Raw genomic sequence first — 20,602 nt, 5'->3', positions numbered from 1 at the left:
TCTCCTTTTGAATATTTTTTTACTTTGTCAACGAACTGAAGGGCTTGAGTTTAAGCCCTTATCTTATTTTGTTCATATATTTCATTTATTGATTTAAATATCCCAATAGAAATTATATCTGCCATTTTCATTACAGTTCTAAGTCTTGTATTTTGAAGCACCATGTATTCCATAAAACCAGAGATATTGACAATTCCTGTAACAAACATATCTCCTACAGGAGGCAGGTCTTTTGAAACTCCTGCTCCAGGCTTTATAGGTCCTTTTCCAACAGAAATGTGACCTACGTGGTTTAAAGATCCCAAACAAGCGTCTATCGCTATCATAAAAGGACGTCCATAATTTAAATTTATGTACTTTAAAACCTGATGTATGTTTTTTGCATGTAGTGGTTCTTCTAAAGTACCAAATACATGGGCTTTTCCTTTAAGAAGAGGTTTTAGTTTATGACCAATTAAAGGCCCTAAGCTATCCCCTGTGGACCTATCAGTCCCTATACACAGCAAAACTATATCTTTTTGATAATCATATAGTTCTGTTAAGTAGTTAAAGAAAAATTTATAAAAATGCCCTACAGCATTTTTGTCTTCAATATTTATTAACTCCATATGCTTCTCCTTTCTTGAATTGATAAGTCTTACAAATATATTTTTGTCAACTATGTAAAATTAAATACAGGTAATTTCCGGTTTTAATTATTGAAAAACCCTTCTTACTTGTGTAATATATAAAATATAAAGGAAATAAAGCGGGTGATATGATGGAGGCAATAGTTCAACTATACCAGAAATTTTTAAGTCTTTACGATATAAGAATATTAAAAGTAACTTTTGATATCATAAAAATTTTGGTTATAACTTTTATAGGTATAAAAATAGGGGACATGCTTATATCAAGGTTTTACAAATTGCATAGAAAAGCAAAAATACAGCTTCCTGAAAGAAAGATAGGTACTTTAATATCCCTTACCAAAAATATATTGAGATATGTAATTTATTTCATAGCAGCTGCTTCAATACTAAAAATTTTCAACATAGAAATGACATCGATATTGGCAGTTGCCGGAATTGGCAGTTTGGCTATAGGTTTTGGTGCTCAAAATCTAGTTAAAGATGTTATTTCAGGGTTTTTTATAATATTTGAAGACCAATTTTCTGTAGGAGACTATGTTACAATAAATGGCATATCTGGAACTGTAGAAGAAATTGGACTTAGAATCACGAAAATAAGGGGTTTTTCAGATGGGCTACACATAATACCAAATGGTGAAATAAAAATGGTATCTAACCTCACAAAGGATAGTATGATGGCTGTTGTCAACATAGGATTTCCCTTGGAAGAGGATGTAGATAAAATCATTGATGGATTACAACAAATATGTGATGATATAAAAAATTCAAGAGATGATTTAATAGAAGGTCCTTCAATACTAGGGATAACAGATATGCAAGATTCAAAACTTTTAATAACGCTATATGCGAAAACACAGCCTATGCAAAAATGGGCAGTAGAAAGGGATATAAGATACAGAGTGAAAAAAATGTTTGATGAAAAAAATATTTCTTTTCCTTATCCCCGCACTAATATTATCTTGACAAATAAGAATTAATCGAGGTGATTGCTTTGCCAAAAGAACTCCATGTAGGAGATATTGTAAAGATGAAAAAAAAGCATCCTTGTGGTTCTGACGAATGGGAAATTTTAAGAGTAGGCATGGATATTCGCATAAAATGCTTAAAATGCGGAAGAATGGTTTTGATGCCGCGAGCTAAATTTGAAAAGGGCATCAAAAAAATTTTAAAAACAGTTGAAAATCCCTCGGGACAATGATAAAATATGGATATGGATTGCCGCCTTGCCCTTTTCAGGGCCGTTTAGTCCAAAAGGAGGTGAAAAGATGAGGTCATATGAGACAATGTACATTCTCTCTCCAGATTTAAGCGAAGAGGAAAGAAAAGGCTTAATAGAAAGATTTAAAAACCTCATCATTGAAAATGGTGGAGAAATAACCAATTTTGATGAATGGGGTAAGAGAAAATTAGCCTATCCCATTGACAAAAAGCCTGAGGGATATTATGTACTGATGAACTTTAACAGCGACTCAAGGGTTTCTCAGGAATTGGAGAGAGTTTATAAGATCACAGATGGCGTTTTGAGATATTTAATAATAAGAACTGACGAATGATCGTTTATTAATATAAAAAGGTGGGTTAAAAATGTTAAATAAAGTTATTTTAATAGGCCGTCTTACAAAAGACCCTGTGATGAGGTATAGTGCTAACATGGTTCCTGTTACTACATTTACATTAGCGGTTAACAGGAATTATGTCAGTCAAAACGGAGAAAGGCCTACAGATTTTATACCCATCGTAACTTGGAGAAAACTGGCAGAAATTTGCGCTAACAATTTAAAAAAAGGCAGGTTAATAGCGGTAACTGGAAGCATTCAAACCCGAACATGGGATGATAATAGCGGCAATCGGCATTGGGTTACTGAAGTAGTAGCAGATGACGTGAGATTTTTAGAGCCGAAATCTGGTTTTGGCAGCAGTGGCAATGCTGAAGAAAATAAAGATTTCGATGAAGACTTTGACAGTGTATTTGAAGATATACCGGAAGAATTTGAGGGTTTTACACCTATAGAGAGTGAAGATGATTTACCTTTTTAAAAAGGAGGTTGAAGGATGACAACAGCTAATACAACAGCGAAAGATAACGCAGCTGCTAAAAAAAGGGGCAGAAAAGCGAAAAAGCGCGTTTGTGCTTTTTGCACAGATAATATAGACAAAATTGATTACAAAGATGTAGCAAGACTCCGCAAATACATCACAGAAAGAGGAAAAATCCTGCCGAGAAGAATTACAGGAAACTGTGCAAGGCATCAAAGGCAACTTACAAAAGCTATTAAAAGAGCAAGACAGATTGCACTACTACCATATACAGTAGAATAATGATATAATAATAAGAGGGCGATGCCCTCTTTTAGTTTACTATTTAAAAAAGCTGTCAAAAATAAAGGTGGAATAAAAGTATGAAAAATAATCTTGAGATTGCCAAAAATATTATGAGCATTGAAAATTTAAAAATAAACCTTTTAGGAAAAGTATATTCTCTCTTTAAAGCTTTTAACGAAGATGAAGATGGAGAAATATTAATAGACAATCTTTGTGATATTTTAATTTTTACCTACTTATTAGGAGAGAAATTAGGTTATGACTTTGAAGAAATAGATGAAGCGCTTCAAAAAAAACTCAAACTTCAAATTATTGATAAAAACTTTGAAGGAGAATATAATTTTTCTGAGCTACAAAGATACATAAAGGGTAGAAAACGGGAGTGATTTAATGGATTTACGAAAACTTACCAATGCGGCAATGATGACGGCAATGGCTGTAGTAATGACATTAATAGGAGTGTATATTCCCCCCCTACTTGTGCTATTTTTTTTGATACCAGTTCCCATTGCTATAACTTGTATAAGAAGTTCTGAATCTTATGCTATTGCATCATCTTTTGCTGTATTTATTGTAAATGTAATTTTTACAGACATAGGTACAGCTTTTATAAGTTTATTTTTTGCCTTTCAAGGACTTGTTATGGGTTATTTAATATCGAAAAAACGGAAAGCTAGTGAGATACTTATTGATACTTCTATTGTGTCGATCTTTGGGATAGTTATAGTATTGTATTTAATAAAAGCGGCCTTCAAAATAAATGTGCTTGATCAGTTTTTTAAGGCAATTAATATGAGCACAAAAGAGGTATTATCTATTTATCAGGGTCATTCAAACTTTTCGGCCATAAAAAGCAATTTATTAATGATTGAAGAAATGCTAAAGGTGACTTTACCTGCATCTATAATAATTACAGTTGTGGCTGTCATTTTAATCAATTATGTAATTATATACAAAGTCTTAAAAACTCAAAGAGTTTACGTAGATGCACTTCCTCCTTTTGCAGAATGGAAAATGCCTTATATCACAGGGTGGATTTTTATTGGAGCGCTGCTATATCAATATTTTATAAAGCAACCTGAAGCAATAACTACTAATATAATAGTATTACTTTCTCTAGGTTTTACGTTAGGAGGTTTGGCGGTAGTAAAATATTATTTAATCCATAGATTAAAGATGAAATCATTGGTTGCTAACATAATCCTTGTATTTTTATTTCTTTTTCCTCTTACCTCTTGGCTACTTACCGTGATAGGCATTGTGGATACCAGCATGGATTTAAGAAAATACATGAGTTAGAAAACGAGAGGTGTTTTTGTGGATAAGAAATTTTATAAAATAATTTCTTCTGTCAATGTGATAAATATTTTGCTATCAGCTCTATTAATAGCTTTAATGTTTTACTACAATGAGATAATTGCTTCTGTTTCATTAATCATCTTTCTTTATGTGCTTTTAAGTGAATACTATGGCGTAAAGAAAAAGCGATTAGAATTGGATAAATATATAGAAAATATATTTTTCAATGTTGACAAGGCATCAAAAAGTGTTTTAGCAAAAATGCCAATTCCCGCCGTTATTTTAAATGATAACGGAGAAATCCTGTGGTATAACTTAAGCTATTCTCAGGTCTTTAATGAAGATGAAGAGATAAAGAAATTGATAAAAAAATATGCTGGAAACAAAATAGATGACAAAAAAAACCAAATAGAGTTCAATGGCCGGAACTATTCCGTGTTAAAAGTAGATTCTCAAGCAAAAAGAAAAAAAGGGAAGGACCTAAGCTGTACTCTTTTATTCCTTGATAACACTGAATACATTCAGCTTAAGAAATCTTTAGCTTTCGATAGACCGGTGGTAGGGCATATAATAATTGACAACTACGAAGAAGCGATGATGGCAATAGAAGATATTAAAAAAGCGGTGATTTCTTCAGAAATAGAAAAAAAACTTTCAGAATGGGCTTCCTCAATAAAAGCTTTTATGAAAAAATATGATGATGATAAATACTTTGTCGTATTTAAAGAGGAAGGATTAAAAAGCTTAGAAGAAAATAAATTTGAAATATTGGATAAAGTGAGAGAAATTGGAGAAGAGATAAAAATCCCTTTAACTTTAAGCATAGGAATTGGAGCAGATGCCAATGACTTTTTAGCCTTAAATGAATATGCCTCTAGCGCCTTAGACTTAGCATTAGGGCGAGGAGGAGACCAAGCAGTAATAAAAAGAGGAGATAAAACTTCGTTTTATGGAGGAAGAACACAAGCTGTTGAAAAGAGGACAAAAGTAAAGGCGAGAGTAATTGCCCACGCTATAAAAGAGCTCATAAAAGAATCCTCTACCATTTTCATAATGGGTCACAACTTTATGGACTTTGATTCATTAGGTGCTGCAATTGGCATGTATAGAGCCAGCATGTCTTTAGGCAAAAAAGCCTATATAATATTAGATAAATCTAATGTAGCAATAGATGAATTGGTAAAGAAAATACAAAATACAAAAGGCTATGAAGATTTATTTATAAAAAGCAGTGAAGTTAAAAACATGGTGGACCAAAACAGCCTTTTAATAGTTGTTGATACCCATAGACCCAGTTATCTTACTTATCCCGAAATTGTAGATATTATAGACAGAATAGTTGTTATAGACCACCATAGAAGAGGGAAAGAGTTTATTGACAAAGCCTTGCTTGTCTATTTAGAGCCTTATGCTTCTTCTGCTAGCGAATTAGTTACAGAAATTCTGCAATATATAGTAGACAAGATTGACATAAAACCTATAGAAGCTGAGGCTTTAATGGCAGGAATATCAGTGGATACAAAAAATTTCACTTTCAGAACAGGTTCCAGGACTTTTGAAGCAGCCTCCTTTTTGAGAAGAAAAGGTGCAGATACAACCTCTGTTAAGCAGCTTTTCCAAAATGACTTAGATTCTTACATAATAAAAGCTTCAATAGTGAAAAATGCCGAGATACTGGATAACGGCATTGCAATAGCAGTTAGCCCTCCAAATGCCAACAATCTCATCATAGCCCAGGCTGCTGATGAGCTCCTTACAATAAAGGGAGTACAAGCTTCTTTCGTTATTTTAAAAAGAGAAGAAGATGTAGCCATTAGCGGACGCTCTCTTGGAGACATAAATGTTCAAGTTATCCTTGAAAAGCTTGGTGGAGGAGGACACTTAACTGTTGCAGGAGCTCAGGTCAAAAAGCCTATAGATGAAGTACTGCAAGACTTAAAAAATGCTATTAAAGAATATTTTGAAGAGGAAGGTGAAGACAGATGAAAGTCATATTAGTAAAAGATGTTAAAAATGTGGGAAAAGCAGGAGAAATCATAAATGTCAGCGATGGATATGGGAGAAATTATCTCCTTCCAAGAGGACTTGCCATAGAGGCTACAGAGTCCAACATAAAAGTGCTTAATGAAAAGAAAAAGGCAGAAGAGAAAAAGAGACAGCAAGAATTAGAAGAAGCAAAAAAATTAGCTCAAGACCTTTCAAATATTAGCCTGGTTTTAAAAGTAAAAGCAGGAGAAAATGGCAAACTCTTTGGTTCTGTAACTTCGAAAGATGTAGAAGAGGCTTTAAAGGAGAAAGGCTTTGACATTGATAAAAAGAAAATATCTTTTGACGAGACTGTAAAGACTACAGGTACCTATTATGTAGACATAAAACTTTATCAAGGAGTTACAGCAAAAGTGAAGGTAGATGTTGTGGCAGAGTAATTAAAGCAAGGGGGAATAAGGATGGAGTGGAGCAAAATCCCTCCCCAAAACATAGAAGCTGAACAATCCGTCTTAGGGTCAATGCTTTTATCTAGGGATGCTATAATAGACGTTTCTGAAATAATAAAAGCCGACGACTTTTATAAAGAATCCCACAAAAAATTATTCGATGTAATGATAGAGATGTTTGAAAAAGACATCCCCGTTGACCTTGTGACAGTAGTTGATGAACTTAGAAAGCGCAATATGTTAGAGGCTGTTGGCGGAATTGATTATATAGCAAGCCTGTCTTCCAATGTCATCACCACTGCTAATGTATCTTACTACGCAAAACTTATAAAAGAAAAAGCCACATTGAGAAGGCTCATTGAGGCCTCTTCAGAGATTATGGAGTTAAGTTATCAAGGGGATGACGTAGAAACTGTTCTTGACATAGCAGAACAAAAAATATTTGATATAGCTCAAGGGAGAAACACTACTAATTTTTCACCTATAAAAGATGTGTTGATGAATACATTTTATAAAATAGAGGAACTTTACAAAAACAAAGGACAGCTTACGGGAATTCCCTCTGGCTTTCCTGACCTTGACTTAAAAACTGCTGGCTTTCAGCCCTCTGACTTTATTTTAGTCGCAGCAAGGCCTTCAATGGGAAAAACTTCTTTTGCTTTAAATATCGCTCAAAATGCAGCTCTTTTGACAGGCCTTCCTGTTGCCATATTTAGCCTGGAGATGTCAAAAGAGCAACTGGTAAACAGGCTTATCTGTTCTACTGCCAATATAGATAGCCAAAAGCTTAGGACAGGAAATCTTGATGAAGACGACTGGATGAAATTGGCGGCTGCGATGACTCCTCTTTCTAAAGCTCCTATTTACATTGACGACACTCCCGGGATTGGAGTAATGGACATAAGAGCGAAGTGCAGGCGCCTCAAACTGGAAAAAGGATTAGGTCTGGTGATGATAGATTATCTGCAACTTATGCAAGGGAGAGGAAAGGCAGAAAACCGGCAACAAGAAATTTCAGAAATATCGAGGTCATTAAAAAGCCTGGCTAGAGAATTAAACGTCCCAGTAATTACCTTATCCCAGCTTTCACGCGCACCTGAGTCCAGGTCAGATCACAGACCTATTTTAAGCGATTTGAGGGAATCTGGAGCAATAGAGCAGGACGCTGACATAGTAATGTTTTTGTACAGAGATGATTACTATCATAAAGATTCTGAAAAGAAAAACATAGCAGAAGTTATAATTGCAAAACACAGAAATGGGCCCACAGGGACAGTGGAACTTTTATGGCTCGCACAGTATACAAAATTTGCAAGTCTTGATAAATATAGAACGGAATAATCTTTACTTTACTTCTAAGAAGGGATGAAAGTCATTATGGCTGATTTTGATTACCTTAAAAAAGTTCCTTATTTTAATGAGCTGGAGGACAAATCCCTTGAAGAGATACATAGAATTTCAACTATCAACTTTTTTAAAAAAGGGTCTATTATTTTCATGGAGGGGGAAAAGGGAGAAGCTATGTATTTTGTAAAATCTGGTAAAGTTAAAATATCAAAAACATCTTCTATTGGAAAAGAGTACATTATTAAAATAATGGAAAAAGGAGACGTATTTGCTGAGTCTATTCTTTTTGTCGGTGGAGAATATCCTGCAACGGCAGAGGCTATAGAGGACTCCGAAGTGATTATGCTTAAAAATCAAGACATAGAAAACTTGATACTAAAAAATAGCGAAATAGCCTTAAGCATTATTAAACTTATGGCAAAAAGGCTAAAAAATGTAGCTGTCATAATAGAAAATCTTGCTTTAAGAGATTCCATTGGCAGAACGGCTTCTGTACTTCTCACTTTTGCAAAAGAGAGAGGAATAAACGCAAAAGAAGGAATTTTATTAGATTTAAATCTCAATAGGCAAGACCTTGCCAACATAGTCGGCACATCGAGAGAAAACGTCACAAGAATTTTAAGTCAAATGGACAAAGAGGGGATAATACATCTTGACAGGCAGAAAATAATAATTAGAGATATAGAAAAGCTTAAAGAGATGCTGTAGTGATATTTTTATCCTTTGAATTGACTAAAAAGTCTAAAAATTATTTTTGATTCTTGCTTTGTGTTACATATCTATTTTTTAACACTCTATGCTGATTCAATTTTTTATAACCATTTCTTTTAATTTTTCCTGCCTAAATATTTCAAATAAATGCATTGCTTTTATAAGAGAATCTTTGTAAATTTCTCTTTTAAGGTGATATTTTGCAATTCCTTTTCTGAAGTATAAAAGGCTCAAGCCATCTAAAATTCCAGCCTCTATGCAGGTTTTTACGCCCAAATCAGCATAGCACAGTGCTTTTTCATGGTTTAACACCCCATCCCGATTCAAATCGGGTTGAAATTATTTAATTTACCATATATTATATAGTTAAGGAAAAGATATGTAAAGTGGCGGTGTAAACAAAAAAGGAATTAATGCTTATCTTCCTAACATCTGTTACTTCAATATCCCTTATTATATTTTAATGTAGGTATAATTGCGCCATTAGGGTAAGAAGATTTAACAAGATAGTATTTTGTAATATCTGGGAGGTGATGTTGTTATAAGACAAGTTCATAAATTATTGTGGAAGTGGTGATAAGAGAATCTTAGGAAAATGAATTTTTAAAACACGACTGATTTATTACAAAATATTAAGGTGAGGTGTGTGGATATGAAGAAAACAAATTATTTATTGATTTCTTTACTTGTAATATGCTTAATATTCCCCAGATTGGTCCTAGCTCAAAGTTACCACAAAGAAAAATATAATATGACTGGGTATTCATATTCAATAGATGGCAATAAAATAGAAGATATAACGGTAAAGATAATAGAAAGCGATATAAAGAATGGGAGCTTATCGGGAAAAGCGGTTTTAATAACATCTACAGATAGTATACTGCTGAAATTTAACAATTTAAGACCCCAGAAATTGTCATCTGGCGAATTTAAAGATTACACTGGAATTGGAATAGCCCATACAAAAGAGGGAGATATGGATGTGGCAATAGCCATAGACAAAAATCTGGATAGAATAGCAGGGAGCATAGATTATAATAACGGGAACTCTATCAGGGTGTACAATTTTTTAGCAGGTAAAGATATACCTTCATTAGATCTGATAAGAGATAAAATAAATAGATACAGTAACTCAAGTCATCCTGAAAATCCTGAAAATGTTTCTATATTAGGTATAGGAAAACTTGTAGATAGAACTGCTAATGGTATACACATACAGGTTTATGGACCATCATCTGTGTCGAGAAATAACCCTTCGCAACCATATCAGATTAGAGTAAGACAAAACCTCTATACAGAAAGTTGGGTATCAGTATCACATATAAAAATATGGGGTAGTCCTCCTAGAAATGGTGGTGAAGGATTATGGATTCAAGATGTAAATCCACATTCCAAACTTATTGGAAGTTTTTCGATTCCTATACCTTTTATAGGTATTACAATTAATACAGCGGTTGCAAGAATAACAGAAGATCATACTTCTACAGGAGTATCTTAGTATATTGTACCAACAGATCCTGTTATATCTTTTTATGATGGTCCAGATTCAAGCACAAATCCAACAGCTGTAGAGATGTATTTAGCGCCCATATCCGGAAGCGGAACGTATGTCTGTACAGGTTATGTTTCAGCGGAATTTAAGTTTTATGATGCTCTAAACAGATATTACGACACAAAAATAAATTCTGATGTGCCATATTCTGTAACAATATATTAACTAAACAGTAGAAATAGCATATTCTCTTTAAATTATAGATTGTTTATGGTAAAATGAAAACAAGAAAGTTACAAAAATTCTTCCGATTTACAGAAAATAATTGTGGGCACCTGTAAAACTACTATATTTAATGATAAGGTTAGAAGACTTTGTAATTAAACTTCTACAATATTATTCAATAAAGACACAGAATAGGAGTTTTGCCTAAAAAGCAAACATATAATTGAATTTTTAAAGGAGAAAAAATCTATGTCTAAATTCTTTACTTACTTATTTGAGGTGTTTAATTAAAAATAATAGAGTTACGTTATTGGAAACCGAGAAAAGTTAATAATTATCTATGCATCCGGAATTAAGTTTATAAGTAAATATAAATATTTATTTAAGGAACTAACGATGTTAAAATTTACTGTAGTATATGCAAAAAATTTTTGTATAAAATATTAATTTTCCATGGGTTAGGAGGGATTTTATTGACTGGGATCGACTTAATAGTATTGTCTATTTCTATATTAGTTTTTCTTCTAGTGTCCGTATACAAGTCTTGGAGTAATACAATTGAAATAAAAAAAGAACTGCAGGAAATTAAAGAATTATTAAAACGAAAAGATAATGAAAACTAAAATGTCAAACAGTGGGGACGGTTTTCTTGAATTCAGACGGTGAGAACCGTCCACTTTATTTGGATTATTTATGTTAAAGTCCAAATTTTCGGTAATTAATTTAAAAAATCCCTTTTCACCAGAAAGCTTTTCAAATTGGTTCATTCTTAAAATTCGAACAAAAAGAACCACGTGTAATATCAGCAAGAACTCTCTATAGATATATCTATATTATAAAATTTCTTACAATTTTCTATAGCCATTGTTTTCAATTTTTCCTGCCCAAATATTTCAAACAAATGCATTGCCTTTATAAGAGAATCTTTATAATTTTCTCTTTTAAGGTGATATTCTGCAATTCCTTTTCTGAAGTATAAAAGGCTCAAGCCATCTAAAATTCCAGCTTCTATGCAGGTTTTTATGCCCAAATCAGCATAATACAGTGCTTTTTCATGGTTTGAAAGCAAATGATAAGAATATGAAAGGTTATAATAAAGCTTTATCTTCTCCTTTATATCTTCCGGCTCTAATTGGGACAGACAAAAAAAGAGAATTTCTATGGATTTTTCTACAGTTTCTTGTTTTTCTAATATAAAGGCTATGTTCATTAAAATTCTAATTTCTATGCTATTATAGACAAAGGCAGTCAGACAAAGGGGACGGTTCCTTTTGTCTGATTTTTTCAGAGTGGAGGAACTGTCCCCTTTATCTGTGTGCTAAGGTGTAAACCCACATACAAGAGCTGTTGGAACATTTTCAATTCCTATACCTTTTATAGGTATTACAATTGATGCAGCGGTTTCATAAGCAAGAAAATATCAAGCATATACCTCTTACTCAATATGCAAAAGAACTTAACGCACAAAAGTCTGATGAGATAAGGGCTATGAGTATATCATGGATAAAAGAAGGGGATATAAATATATGGCTTGTAGGAGATTTTAAAATTGGTCAATAAAAAACAGTAACGGGGGATGAAATTTATGGTGAAGAATTTTCCGGACTCATATAAGAGATATTTTTCTCTTATAAGCATTTTTTTTATTTTAATATTAATACTGCCAGGTTGTAATATTCACAAAAATAATGATGAGCCAGGAATTGCAAACAGTATAAAAACGAAAATAGGAAATTATGACACTGCAAAAAAATTAGAAAAAAATAATTTTTATTCATTGGCTCTTGTTAAATACCAACTTTCCTATATATTTGCGACACTTTCAAAAGATTGGATGGAATACCCAGATATAATACATTATGGAGACTTAAAAGCTAATGATGTTTCTGCAGAAAGCATAATTAGAAGCTGGAATGATAGTGTGAAAGAATTTGAGGAGATTGATAAAAAACTTGTTCAATATGAAAAAGAGGGGAAGGCCTTTTTAAATATAAGACTAGTTATCGAGATTTTTTATAAGAGCTGGTTTAATGTTGGCGATGGTTATCTTAGGAGATTTATAGAAACACAAAGCAACTGGAGGGAAATAGGTAATATTGCCTATATGAATATAGGACCGGTTCCTTTTGCTTTGAAAATGATTACGGAGGACTTAAAAAGTTTATCAACAAAATTGGATGATTATTAATATTCAACACAAAAGAGTTCTTAATTTTGTTAGATTATGAAGAAGTAGGTATTAAAACAAACGCCGTGACGGTTCCTCTCATCTGAACAATTTAAATTCGGACAAAGGGAACCCTCCCTTTTATCTGAATTAGCGGTATAACAAACGTAGAAGACAAGCTAAAAATGTTTTTAGGTGCATAATCAAACACCGTGAGCAGTTCAAAAGATCTGAAGTTTACTGTTTAGGGAACACTTTACCATTTTCAATTTTTCTTAAAGTATCTCTGTTAATAAAACCATATTTAGAAACGTCACTTTGGGAAAGTCCCAGAGATTTGCGAATATTTTTAACTATCTCCTCCAAATGCTTCTAAATCGTAATAGAATCCATCCATTTTTTAGCACCACACCCCGATTCAAATCGGGTTGAAATTATTTACTTTACCATATATTATATAGTTAAGGAAAAGATATGTAAAGGGGAGAGGAAATGAAAAAGAAATTAATGCCTATTTTTCTAGTGTTTGTTATGTCAATATCTTTATTGTGTTTGAGCACAGGTACAATTACACCATTAGGAGAAGAAGATTTAATAAGATGGCATTCTGTAATTCCTGGGAGGTGATGCTGTTATATAAGAAAAATTTATTTTTGTGAAGGTAGTGATATGAAAATCTTAGAAAATGCATTTTTAAAACACGATTGATTTATTACAAAATATTGGTGTGTGGATATGAAGAAAATAGATTATCTAATGGGAATAAAGAGGAAGATGCAATAGAACTACACTCCTGTAATTCCATTGGAATAGATAGATAATCTGTATGAGATTGGATTTTAAATAATTAAAAATAATTTTGTTTGTTAAATATTTTACTAATATCGAGAAAAAGGTGAGTTCAAATTACCTCTTTTAAGTTTATCAGAGACAAAGGACCATTTAAATAAAAATGAGAAATTTAATTATGAGATTGTTTTACCAGGGTAAAAATGGTTTTTAAGGATTTAATTTGTGTGTTTATTATTAAATTTTTAATGTGGATTACAATCATATTATACGAGAGAGTGAGGTGATATGAAAAAAATATAGGAGAGGAAGATAACTTTGTTAAAACGAAATAATATAGGCAAAGAAAACCATGTATTAAAAATTTAAAGGAGAGTAAAATAATATGTCAACGGTAAGACAAATTTTGCTAAGACGTATTGTGTGGCTTTTAGTGGTAGCTTTTATTATCTACAGTGTTGGGATTAAAAGTAATGTTGTTAAGGCAGGAGAAAATGACTTCAAATATCAGGGGGAAATAGCAAATTTTCTTAAGCAATGGATTGTAAATAATTAGTCCTATTATTATCACGTAAATAATGTAGATGTTGAAATTGTTGATTTTAAAAAGTCTGGAGATAAAATTGAAGGAATTGCTAAAGTATGTGTTACTAAAGTATTGAAAGCACAGAAAGTTAGTGAATTACCATACATTAAAGGAATGTTAAAAAAGGTTAATATGTCTGATTATGATGATCAACTTCAAAAAGAGTTTAAAATCAATAAAGTACTGGGTGCTAATAGTGGCGAACTTACAAAGGAAAAAGCACAGAGGGGAGTGAAGATATTAGATGATAAATACGCGGAACTTAAAGGATATATTGGAGTTTCTGATGAATCGTATATGATATTAAAATTTGAGGCAGAACTTAGAGGAAATAATATTGAAGAAAATGCGATAAAGTTATATGCAGAACAGATGAATACGTTTGTACCGGCAGAAGAATTAATTCCAAAATCCCCTGCAGAATATGAAAATGCAGGATATAAAGAAATGGAGAGTAAATTAATTGAAGAAGGAACTTTTACAGTAGCAGCTTTATATCCTTATTATGATAGTCTCAAAGCAAGAGATTATGCGAATACCTGGACTTCAAATGCAACCACTTATTGTCCCCATAATATTGCACTACAGGATATTACTAAATGGAATAATGCTAAATGGCCATACTATGACTGCTTCTGTCATAATGATTGTGCAGATTATGTTTCTCAAGCGCTAAATGCCGGTGGCATACCTATTGATCCGGGTAAATGGGAGAGATTAAAAGATAGCAGTAATAATTGGGCATGGACATATGTTCCTGGTTTAAAGAATTATATGCTTAATCAAAAAGGATATTGGAAGATATCAACGTGGGAAAGTGCAGCAGCAGGTGGTGTTATTGTGATCTCAGATTCGCATGTAATGATGATTGTAAAAAACGATACAGTTGAAAGGCTATTTAGCGCCCATACTAATGATCGTTTGAAATATCCGTATGGGAAAAATACGACATGGGAATATTACGTGCTTTGGGAATAAGTTATTAAATGTATAAATTAAAGACGGGCTTTCTCTAATAAAGTAGACAGTGAAAGAAAGACCCGTTTCTAAAAAAGTTTTGAATTATTCAAAACAAACTTAGATTTTAAAAGACAAGGAGTTGAAAGAATGAAAGAAAAAAAGCAAAAATTTAAACGAGTTTTGTCTGTATTTATAATCTTTGTATTAACTTTTATAATGAACTGTGGCTGTTCCACTGAAGAGAGAAAAGAGAAAGTAAAATTGAATGAGGCTCCTTTTGCAATTCTTGAGGAGAATGATGATGGAGTAAAAGCAAAGCTTTATTATTGGGACCTTGAACATAAGAAAATAAAAGATGAATCAAAAATTCTGTATACCATTCCAAAGAAAGATATACCAAGTAAAATTTACAAAAAATCCCCCATTTCATGGGATGGAAAAGACTATTTAGTTGTTCCATCATATGTACAAGTCTCTCAAGATTATCAAGGGAATGTCGAAAAAGTAGAAGTCCCTGTGCAAGAGAAAACGATCTGGGGGAAAGGTGTAAAACTAGTCAGCAAAAGGAATGGCAAGTACAGTCTGATCTTCAATGAGAATAATAAAAATAAGGAGATGGAAATGGTCATTCCTCCATACTTTTTTAAAGGAGAGGATGGGAAAGAATACAGTACAGAAGAAACAGGTACTATAGCAGGAATTATTAAAAATGGAAGTGAAGTGCTTACCCTGTATTCCTGTTTTATACCGGGTGAGGGAAAAATTTATTCAAAACTTTTTATATTAAAGTATGACCTTGATACAAAAGGGGTGGAATGGAAGGAAGTAAAAATTCCAGAAGATCTAGAATTATCACCGGCATTACCACCTTTACCAGATAATACAACTTCTATTGAGAAAAGCTTCTTCATACCTACTCTTACGGTGCCTGCTGAAGTGAATATTGATAGTATGGAACTCAAACCAGTGAGTGAAATGATAGAGTATCAGAAATATATTTCAGATGGAGTAAAATCAGCCATACCGGTTAACATAGAAATTTTAGGGAGTTATGAAAATATTTTATTTTTAGGCATTCAAATAGTAAAGCCTACTGAGCCTCCGGAACTCTATGTTTTTGCTTTAAAAGACCGTGAAATGATGGGGCTTTTGCACAGGACAGCGAAAGGGATAGAGCTAATAGGCCAGGAAAATAAGGTAGTGGGGACATATGACATACCCAGAAGCAGTGGTTTTGGTGGAGGTAAGGATATCATTTTTCCAAATACAAGTGGTACAGACAGCATATGAATTGAAGACCTTAAAAAATATACAAACGTCGAGATAAATATCAGACAAAGGGGACGGTTCCTTTTGTCTGGTTTTTTCGGACAGGAGGAACCGTCCCCTTTGTCTGTGTATGCTAAAATGTAAACCTACAGTACAAAAATATTTAGTAGCGGAAAAAAAGAGGACCAACAGAGAGGATACATATGAGGTTGACTTGGAGTGAACGAGTTTGCACATCAAAACGAAATCCAACACTGCTTTAGCACCGAGCATTAAAAGTGGCGGGTATATGGGAGGAAAGTTATCGTTCTTACCTAAGGGGGTCTCAAGGAAAAGTAAGGAAAGAAGGCTCTGAAATGACAATCCATGAGTGATGTATAGCTGAACCTTGAGAAATCAGCAGAGGTTTTTAAAGAAGGATTTGACATTATCATAAATATCTGCAAGTGATAATTGCTGAGTTTTGATTTTCAAAAAGTTTCCTTCGTTTTGTTTTGAAGTCTAATCCTCTATATAAAAATTTGACGACCAAAAACAGCGAAATTCAGTTGAAAATATATAGCGGAACCCATGAATTTTTAAGGCTTTTGAGGCTCTGAAAGGCCCTAATCTTTTTAAAGAAGGGAGAGATGAAGGTTGAAGTATAAGAAAATAATATTTTTAATAGGTTTGCTATGGGGATTAATATCTTTTGGGCTTATCGAAGTCGCTGGAAGAAGGGGACAATTTTCTATAGGAAATTATTTAATGGATTCTAAACCTTTTATTGCTGTAGTTGATATAATTAAAGCCGACAATTTAGTATGGCTGCTTAAGCTTCTTCTTTTACCGTATGCTGTTGGATTAGATTTATCTATATGGACTATTGGATTCATAGGATGTATTTTTAAATATGGTAATTCGTCTTTTCAAGCATTGGGCAAAGTGTTTGTGATTTATCCGATTGTAGAATGGTTTATAGTAATTATTTACACTATATTAGGAGGAGTTATACTTGTAATACTGCCTTATTATTTGATAAGCTATGCAGTTACAAAATTGCTAAAAAATATAAATTTCTATAAAAACAGGTATTTTTAAAAAGTCTAATGAAAGTTTAAAGTGAATTATCGTACATCAGAGAGAGCCAAAAAGGACAAGAGGGACGGTTCCGTGCGCTTAGAGAAGCTCATGCGTTAGAACAGGTGGAAATCCTGCCCGGTAAAGCCTAGCCAGCAACGGAATAGCAATGCTTTCTCGGGGTCATAGGCCTTGACATATTATACAATATTAACGCATAGGGAACTCAGGAGGTCTTGCAACCCCCAGAAAGAGTACGATAAACAAGTGTAAAATACAAGGGATATCGGAAGGTTAGCAGGAAGTCGGATTACGGCATAGTACTGATAATCTCCATACTGCTGTAAACATATGAAGTGTAATTATGGAGTATGGGATCATGTAGCAATGTCATGCCCAGACGCTGGGGACGGTTCCTTTTGTTCGAAAACAAGAGTTCTCCAGAAAATGGAGAGCTTTTTGCGTTGTCTTTTAATAGAAGACACTATCTCATCGATTCAATGGGTGAGATAGAATAATTGAAAATTTAAATGTCAGATGTAAAAATGATAGAGAAAAATTTCATTTTATTCATGACTTTTTATTACAAGCATATGGTTTTCCTTAGAAATTTCTAAATTATAAAACTTCCTGCAGGATTCCATAATCGTCTTTATAAGTTTCTCCTGACCAGTTATTTCGAGGAAATGTATGGATTTAGATAAAGAGTCTTTGTATTCTTCTCTGCCGAGATTGTACTCTGCAATTGCTTTTCTAAAATACAGAAGTCCCAGACCACTTAAGGTGTTGTTTTTTACACAGGTTTCTATTCCGAGATTTGCATAATGTAAAGATTCTTCAGCAAGAGAAAGGATATGATAGTTATAGGATATATTGTAATATATTTTTATTTTTGTTTCCCATTCCTCTGGCGATAAATTTTCCAAACAGAACAAAAGCATTTCAAGGCTTTTTTGTACACCTTCTGTTTTTTTGATAATCAAAGCCATATTCATTAAAATTCTAATTTCCATATCGCTGTAGACGAAATCAGTGTAATTAGAAAGAGAAAAGTTGGGAATAGTAAATTCCATCGCTTTTTGAAGCTTTTCCATAGCTTTTTCATAATTTTCATTGATTGTTTTTTCAAAGACAGACTCAGCAGTTAGTAAAAATTGATTTAATAACTTAGAGTAATATAGGCTCATATCACCTTTTTCAAGCAATTTCTTTAACCTATCAATATCATCTCTCAAACTTTCAAAATCTCCGCTTTCAAGTTTCTTTTCGAGAGAGCATTTTATGTCAAGGAAAGTAGAAAAGTCTTTTAATCTGTGTTTTAGGAGCAACTCATTTAAATCTTTCTTATAGAGATGGGACAAAATATCTAAAGTTTCCTGTTTGGGTATGACTTTCCCGTTTTCAATTTTTCTAAGTGTATCCCTGCTGATGAAAGTTTGTTCAGCAACATCGCTTTGGGAAAGCCCCAGAGATTTGCGGATATTTTTAAGTTCTTCACCAAATGCTTCTAAATCATAGTAGAAACCATCCATTTTTTAACACCTCATGCCGATTCAAATCGGCTTGAAATTATGTTGGTTATTGTCTATTATATAGTTAGAAGAAGGAAATGTAAAGAGCAGGTGAAGATGGAATGAAGAAGAATATAAACACTAAAAATTGCCAGTAGAGAACTTCATTTTTTTAACATAGAAAATATAATCACATACATGGATGACCCGATTTTACCGTATAGTTTGTTTCTCGAGTTAGAATAAATAAAAAAATAATCTAGGAGGAAGAAAAATGAAGAGAAAATTATATTTTATTTCATTATCCTTATTGATTTTCTTTCTTTTTGTGGCTTGCTCGGAGAAGATAGGTACAATTCCTGAAAATTATTCATATAATTATGATAATTATCTAGAGTATGATTACATGAAAAAAGCTGGAGATACGGAAGGCTCATTTAGTTTTAAATACCCAAAGGGATGGGTTGTAGAAAAATTACCCGCATGGGAAGCAACTTCAGAAAAGGAAGCTTCTCCAGATTGGGGAGTAGAATTGTACAAAGAGGGGGATAAAGAAAATAAGATAACAATAGTTGGGATTGTAGGAGGTGTGCCTGTAGATAAAAGCCGAGAGAATGAGTGGGGAAAACAGGGTTTTCAAAAAAGTCAACTCGTGGTTGGAAATGTGAAAAGAGGGGAAGTATACTCTGGAATAGTTGAAAACAAAGTAAAAACAGTAGTTCTTTATTATGACAAAGATAACCCACCAAGATTTGAGTCTGGCTGGCGTTTGGAAGCTCATGCCCAAGTCGACAAACAATTTTATAATAAGAACAAAAATGAAATATGGCATATTTTAGCTAGTGTAAAGAAAATTGAATAAACGGACAAAGAGAACTGTCCCCTTTGTCCGGGAAAAACTACATTAACAGCAGTAAAAGAAGTAACGACACAAACTACTGAAAAAACAACATTTAAAGAGTTGAAGGACGTAACAAGTTTTTTAAAAGAGAATGGAATAAACAGTCAAAAAGATAGGCGTGATATAATAGAAGCATTTAATCCAGGCGCAGAAGTGATAGAATTAAATAAAGACGTAGTAGTTTATATATATTATGATGGTAATTCTAATCCAAGAGGAAAGTGGTTAACAATAGAACTTTTAAAAGATCCTATAAATCAATTAGCTTTACCGCCAGGTAATAAACCAGAGAATATACAGCAATGGATAATTCCTAAAGGTACAAAAGTATTAAAGGGAACAGTTGCACCTCATTGGGGTAAACCTGGTGGAGCTCCTCAGATATTCATACCAGATCCTAAAATACTGAAATAGATGAGGGGAATATAATGGTTTTAAAGAGAAAAATAAGATATGAAATTTCAGATTTAATAGAAGAGATAGATGCAGTGTTGCCAAAAGTAAATAAAGAACTTGAGAATAGAAAGCAAGGGATACCTGGGTACGGAGAAATAGACCAATTGGAAGCAATAAAAGAGGAATTGGAGGAAATAAGGAAAATGGCAATAGAGAATAAACTGCCACCGAAAGGAGAGAGATGGGTTAGATATGGATGGTATTTTACTCACGAAGATTGGGAAGTTGAACCTTCATTGGAGGAGAACCTGAAAGAAATAGCGGATATATATCACAGGAAACTAAAAGAATAAAATTTTTCTGTGTAGTACGGATTAAATATTTTGCAGCATCAGCAGGTACACCCTTTGAGATGAGGTCTTTGCCGCCAGAATATAAAATTACAAAACCATATAACGTATATTAAAGTAGTAAAACCATTTGAGGCATTGGAAGGTAAGA

Annotated in this window: 27 protein-coding genes and 1 pseudogene; 23 read left to right on the top strand and 5 right to left on the bottom strand. The window is 33.1% G+C overall.

Annotation, left to right across the window (positions count from 1 at the left end; genetic code table 11):
* Positions 1-50: 50 nt before the first annotated feature.
* Positions 51-608 (bottom strand): spore protease YyaC, encoded by a 558-nt coding sequence (yyaC, locus tag BUB32_RS08375; RefSeq protein WP_072969000.1) that lies wholly within the window; start codon positions 606-608, stop codon positions 51-53.
* Positions 609-757: 149 nt separating this feature from the next.
* On the opposite strand from yyaC, the gene mscS reads away from it, so the two are divergent.
* From mscS to BUB32_RS08320, 11 genes are all read left to right on the top strand, one after another.
* Positions 758-1,609: a small-conductance mechanosensitive channel MscS gene (gene mscS / locus BUB32_RS08370; protein WP_072968999.1), complete on the top strand. Its 852-nt coding sequence runs from the start codon at positions 758-760 to the stop codon at positions 1,607-1,609.
* Between the two features lie 14 nt (positions 1,610-1,623).
* The gene (locus BUB32_RS08365; RefSeq protein ID WP_042834397.1) at positions 1,624-1,830 is read left to right on the top strand and encodes a DUF951 domain-containing protein; all 207 of its coding nucleotides are present in this window, start codon (positions 1,624-1,626) and stop codon (positions 1,828-1,830) included.
* Between the two features lie 67 nt (positions 1,831-1,897).
* A complete protein-coding gene (rpsF, locus tag BUB32_RS08360) occupies positions 1,898-2,185 on the top strand; it encodes a 30S ribosomal protein S6 (protein ID WP_042834398.1) in 288 nt (95 codons plus the stop codon).
* Between the two features lie 31 nt (positions 2,186-2,216).
* The gene (locus tag BUB32_RS08355) at positions 2,217-2,669 is read left to right on the top strand and encodes a single-stranded DNA-binding protein (protein WP_042834399.1); all 453 of its coding nucleotides are present in this window, start codon (positions 2,217-2,219) and stop codon (positions 2,667-2,669) included.
* A 15-nt stretch (positions 2,670-2,684) separates the two neighbouring features.
* Positions 2,685-2,951, top strand: coding sequence for a 30S ribosomal protein S18 (gene rpsR / locus BUB32_RS08350; RefSeq protein ID WP_072968998.1), 267 nt, complete (start codon positions 2,685-2,687; stop codon positions 2,949-2,951).
* Between the two features lie 80 nt (positions 2,952-3,031).
* Positions 3,032-3,340 carry a MazG-like family protein gene (locus tag BUB32_RS08345; RefSeq protein ID WP_072968997.1) on the top strand — a complete coding sequence of 103 codons (309 nt, stop codon included), beginning with the start codon at positions 3,032-3,034 and terminating at the stop codon, positions 3,338-3,340.
* Positions 3,341-3,344: 4 nt separating this feature from the next.
* Complete coding sequence (locus BUB32_RS08340; protein ID WP_072968996.1) at positions 3,345-4,253, top strand: YybS family protein; 909 nt, start codon at positions 3,345-3,347, stop codon at positions 4,251-4,253.
* Between the two features lie 18 nt (positions 4,254-4,271).
* Positions 4,272-6,239 carry a DHH family phosphoesterase gene (locus BUB32_RS08335; RefSeq protein WP_072968995.1) on the top strand — a complete coding sequence of 656 codons (1,968 nt, stop codon included), beginning with the start codon at positions 4,272-4,274 and terminating at the stop codon, positions 6,237-6,239.
* Positions 6,236-6,679: a 50S ribosomal protein L9 gene (rplI, locus tag BUB32_RS08330; RefSeq protein ID WP_072968994.1), complete on the top strand. Its 444-nt coding sequence runs from the start codon at positions 6,236-6,238 to the stop codon at positions 6,677-6,679. The genes BUB32_RS08335 and rplI overlap by 4 nt, the downstream gene beginning before the upstream one ends.
* Positions 6,680-6,700: 21 nt before the next feature.
* On the top strand, positions 6,701-8,029 hold the full coding sequence (gene dnaB / locus BUB32_RS08325; RefSeq protein WP_072968993.1) for a replicative DNA helicase: 1,329 nt from the start codon (positions 6,701-6,703) through the stop codon (positions 8,027-8,029).
* A gap of 36 nt (positions 8,030-8,065) precedes the next feature.
* Complete coding sequence (locus tag BUB32_RS08320; RefSeq protein ID WP_072968992.1) at positions 8,066-8,743, top strand: Crp/Fnr family transcriptional regulator; 678 nt, start codon at positions 8,066-8,068, stop codon at positions 8,741-8,743.
* Between the two features lie 96 nt (positions 8,744-8,839).
* Here BUB32_RS08320 and BUB32_RS08315 read toward each other — a convergent pair whose 3' ends face one another.
* Positions 8,840-9,058, bottom strand: a complete 219-nt coding sequence (locus BUB32_RS08315) for a hypothetical protein (RefSeq protein WP_234949258.1) — start codon at positions 9,056-9,058, stop codon at positions 8,840-8,842.
* 340 nt (positions 9,059-9,398) lie between these two features.
* On the opposite strand from BUB32_RS08315, the gene BUB32_RS08310 reads away from it, so the two are divergent.
* On the top strand, positions 9,399-10,244 hold the full coding sequence (locus BUB32_RS08310; protein WP_072968991.1) for a hypothetical protein: 846 nt from the start codon (positions 9,399-9,401) through the stop codon (positions 10,242-10,244).
* Between the two features lie 692 nt (positions 10,245-10,936).
* Complete coding sequence (locus BUB32_RS12830; protein ID WP_159428536.1) at positions 10,937-11,086, top strand: hypothetical protein; 150 nt, start codon at positions 10,937-10,939, stop codon at positions 11,084-11,086.
* Between the two features lie 179 nt (positions 11,087-11,265).
* Here the strand turns inward: BUB32_RS12830 and BUB32_RS08305 are convergent, their stop codons facing one another.
* On the bottom strand, positions 11,266-11,691 hold the full coding sequence (locus BUB32_RS08305; protein ID WP_268807556.1) for an XRE family transcriptional regulator: 426 nt from the start codon (positions 11,689-11,691) through the stop codon (positions 11,266-11,268).
* Positions 11,692-11,855: 164 nt separating this feature from the next.
* Between BUB32_RS08305 and BUB32_RS12825 the strand changes: the two genes are divergently transcribed.
* A complete protein-coding gene (locus tag BUB32_RS12825; RefSeq protein ID WP_159428535.1) occupies positions 11,856-12,023 on the top strand; it encodes a hypothetical protein in 168 nt (55 codons plus the stop codon).
* 25 nt (positions 12,024-12,048) lie between these two features.
* A complete protein-coding gene (locus BUB32_RS08300) occupies positions 12,049-12,651 on the top strand; it encodes a hypothetical protein (RefSeq protein WP_234949256.1) in 603 nt (200 codons plus the stop codon).
* Positions 12,652-12,870: 219 nt separating this feature from the next.
* Here the strand turns inward: BUB32_RS08300 and BUB32_RS12705 are convergent.
* A pseudogene (locus tag BUB32_RS12705) lies at positions 12,871-13,027 on the bottom strand (helix-turn-helix domain-containing protein); the annotation flags it as partial.
* A gap of 95 nt (positions 13,028-13,122) precedes the next feature.
* Here BUB32_RS12705 and BUB32_RS13230 point away from each other — a divergent pair.
* From BUB32_RS13230 to BUB32_RS08280, 5 genes are all read left to right on the top strand, one after another.
* Positions 13,123-13,257, top strand: coding sequence for a hypothetical protein (locus BUB32_RS13230; protein WP_268807555.1), 135 nt, complete (start codon positions 13,123-13,125; stop codon positions 13,255-13,257).
* A gap of 547 nt (positions 13,258-13,804) precedes the next feature.
* Positions 13,805-13,975 carry a hypothetical protein gene (locus BUB32_RS12820; protein ID WP_159428534.1) on the top strand — a complete coding sequence of 57 codons (171 nt, stop codon included), beginning with the start codon at positions 13,805-13,807 and terminating at the stop codon, positions 13,973-13,975.
* Positions 13,976-14,137: 162 nt separating this feature from the next.
* Positions 14,138-14,983 (top strand): amidase domain-containing protein, encoded by an 846-nt coding sequence (locus tag BUB32_RS08290; protein WP_159428533.1) that lies wholly within the window; start codon positions 14,138-14,140, stop codon positions 14,981-14,983.
* A 129-nt stretch (positions 14,984-15,112) separates the two neighbouring features.
* A complete protein-coding gene (locus BUB32_RS08285) occupies positions 15,113-16,255 on the top strand; it encodes a hypothetical protein (protein WP_072968989.1) in 1,143 nt (380 codons plus the stop codon).
* 615 nt (positions 16,256-16,870) lie between these two features.
* Positions 16,871-17,314 (top strand): hypothetical protein, encoded by a 444-nt coding sequence (locus tag BUB32_RS08280; protein ID WP_072968988.1) that lies wholly within the window; start codon positions 16,871-16,873, stop codon positions 17,312-17,314.
* A 545-nt stretch (positions 17,315-17,859) separates the two neighbouring features.
* Here BUB32_RS08280 and BUB32_RS08275 read toward each other — a convergent pair.
* Complete coding sequence (locus BUB32_RS08275) at positions 17,860-18,825, bottom strand: helix-turn-helix domain-containing protein (protein WP_072968987.1); 966 nt, start codon at positions 18,823-18,825, stop codon at positions 17,860-17,862.
* A gap of 253 nt (positions 18,826-19,078) precedes the next feature.
* Here BUB32_RS08275 and BUB32_RS08270 point away from each other — a divergent pair, with 253 nt between their 5' ends.
* The 3 genes from BUB32_RS08270 (at position 19,079) to BUB32_RS08260 (ending at position 20,454) form a co-directional block, all read left to right on the top strand.
* A complete protein-coding gene (locus tag BUB32_RS08270; RefSeq protein ID WP_072968986.1) occupies positions 19,079-19,666 on the top strand; it encodes a hypothetical protein in 588 nt (195 codons plus the stop codon).
* A gap of 99 nt (positions 19,667-19,765) precedes the next feature.
* Positions 19,766-20,119 (top strand): glycohydrolase toxin TNT-related protein, encoded by a 354-nt coding sequence (locus tag BUB32_RS08265; protein WP_072968985.1) that lies wholly within the window; start codon positions 19,766-19,768, stop codon positions 20,117-20,119.
* Between the two features lie 14 nt (positions 20,120-20,133).
* The gene (locus tag BUB32_RS08260; protein WP_072968984.1) at positions 20,134-20,454 is read left to right on the top strand and encodes a hypothetical protein; all 321 of its coding nucleotides are present in this window, start codon (positions 20,134-20,136) and stop codon (positions 20,452-20,454) included.
* The last annotated feature ends 148 nt before the right edge of the window (positions 20,455-20,602 follow it).

Source organism: Thermoanaerobacter uzonensis DSM 18761, assembly GCF_900129115.1.
Classification (GTDB): Bacteria; Bacillota; Thermoanaerobacteria; order Thermoanaerobacterales; family Thermoanaerobacteraceae; genus Thermoanaerobacter; species Thermoanaerobacter uzonensis.
Note: the sequence above shows the minus strand (reverse complement) of the source record. Positions and strands in the feature narration are given on the sequence as shown.

What these genes read in the sequence shown, in the direction of transcription:
- BUB32_RS08300 (WP_234949256.1), top strand. Translation starts at nt 12,049, where the DNA reads ATGGTGAAGAATTTTCCGGACTCATATAAGAGATATTTTTCTCTTATA.
- BUB32_RS08260 (WP_072968984.1), top strand. Translation starts at nt 20,134, where the DNA reads ATGGTTTTAAAGAGAAAAATAAGATATGAAATTTCAGATTTAATAGAA.
- rpsF (WP_042834398.1), top strand. Translation starts at nt 1,898, where the DNA reads ATGAGGTCATATGAGACAATGTACATTCTCTCTCCAGATTTAAGCGAA.
- BUB32_RS08290 (WP_159428533.1), top strand. Translation starts at nt 14,138, where the DNA reads ATGTCTGATTATGATGATCAACTTCAAAAAGAGTTTAAAATCAATAAA.
- BUB32_RS08310 (WP_072968991.1), top strand. Translation starts at nt 9,399, where the DNA reads ATGAAGAAAACAAATTATTTATTGATTTCTTTACTTGTAATATGCTTA.
- BUB32_RS08285 (WP_072968989.1), top strand. Translation starts at nt 15,113, where the DNA reads ATGAAAGAAAAAAAGCAAAAATTTAAACGAGTTTTGTCTGTATTTATA.
- BUB32_RS08345 (WP_072968997.1), top strand. Translation starts at nt 3,032, where the DNA reads ATGAAAAATAATCTTGAGATTGCCAAAAATATTATGAGCATTGAAAAT.
- dnaB (WP_072968993.1), top strand. Translation starts at nt 6,701, where the DNA reads ATGGAGTGGAGCAAAATCCCTCCCCAAAACATAGAAGCTGAACAATCC.
- BUB32_RS08270 (WP_072968986.1), top strand. Translation starts at nt 19,079, where the DNA reads ATGAAGAGAAAATTATATTTTATTTCATTATCCTTATTGATTTTCTTT.
- BUB32_RS08320 (WP_072968992.1), top strand. Translation starts at nt 8,066, where the DNA reads ATGGCTGATTTTGATTACCTTAAAAAAGTTCCTTATTTTAATGAGCTG.
- BUB32_RS08340 (WP_072968996.1), top strand. Translation starts at nt 3,345, where the DNA reads ATGGATTTACGAAAACTTACCAATGCGGCAATGATGACGGCAATGGCT.
- BUB32_RS12825 (WP_159428535.1), top strand. Translation starts at nt 11,856, where the DNA reads ATGCAGCGGTTTCATAAGCAAGAAAATATCAAGCATATACCTCTTACT.
- BUB32_RS12820 (WP_159428534.1), top strand. Translation starts at nt 13,805, where the DNA reads ATGTCAACGGTAAGACAAATTTTGCTAAGACGTATTGTGTGGCTTTTA.
- BUB32_RS08355 (WP_042834399.1), top strand. Translation starts at nt 2,217, where the DNA reads ATGTTAAATAAAGTTATTTTAATAGGCCGTCTTACAAAAGACCCTGTG.
- rplI (WP_072968994.1), top strand. Translation starts at nt 6,236, where the DNA reads ATGAAAGTCATATTAGTAAAAGATGTTAAAAATGTGGGAAAAGCAGGA.
- BUB32_RS13230 (WP_268807555.1), top strand. Translation starts at nt 13,123, where the DNA reads ATGAAAAAGAAATTAATGCCTATTTTTCTAGTGTTTGTTATGTCAATA.
- rpsR (WP_072968998.1), top strand. Translation starts at nt 2,685, where the DNA reads ATGACAACAGCTAATACAACAGCGAAAGATAACGCAGCTGCTAAAAAA.
- yyaC (WP_072969000.1), bottom strand. Translation starts at nt 608, where the DNA reads ATGGAGTTAATAAATATTGAAGACAAAAATGCTGTAGGGCATTTTTAT.
- mscS (WP_072968999.1), top strand. Translation starts at nt 758, where the DNA reads ATGATGGAGGCAATAGTTCAACTATACCAGAAATTTTTAAGTCTTTAC.
- BUB32_RS08275 (WP_072968987.1), bottom strand. Translation starts at nt 18,825, where the DNA reads ATGGATGGTTTCTACTATGATTTAGAAGCATTTGGTGAAGAACTTAAA.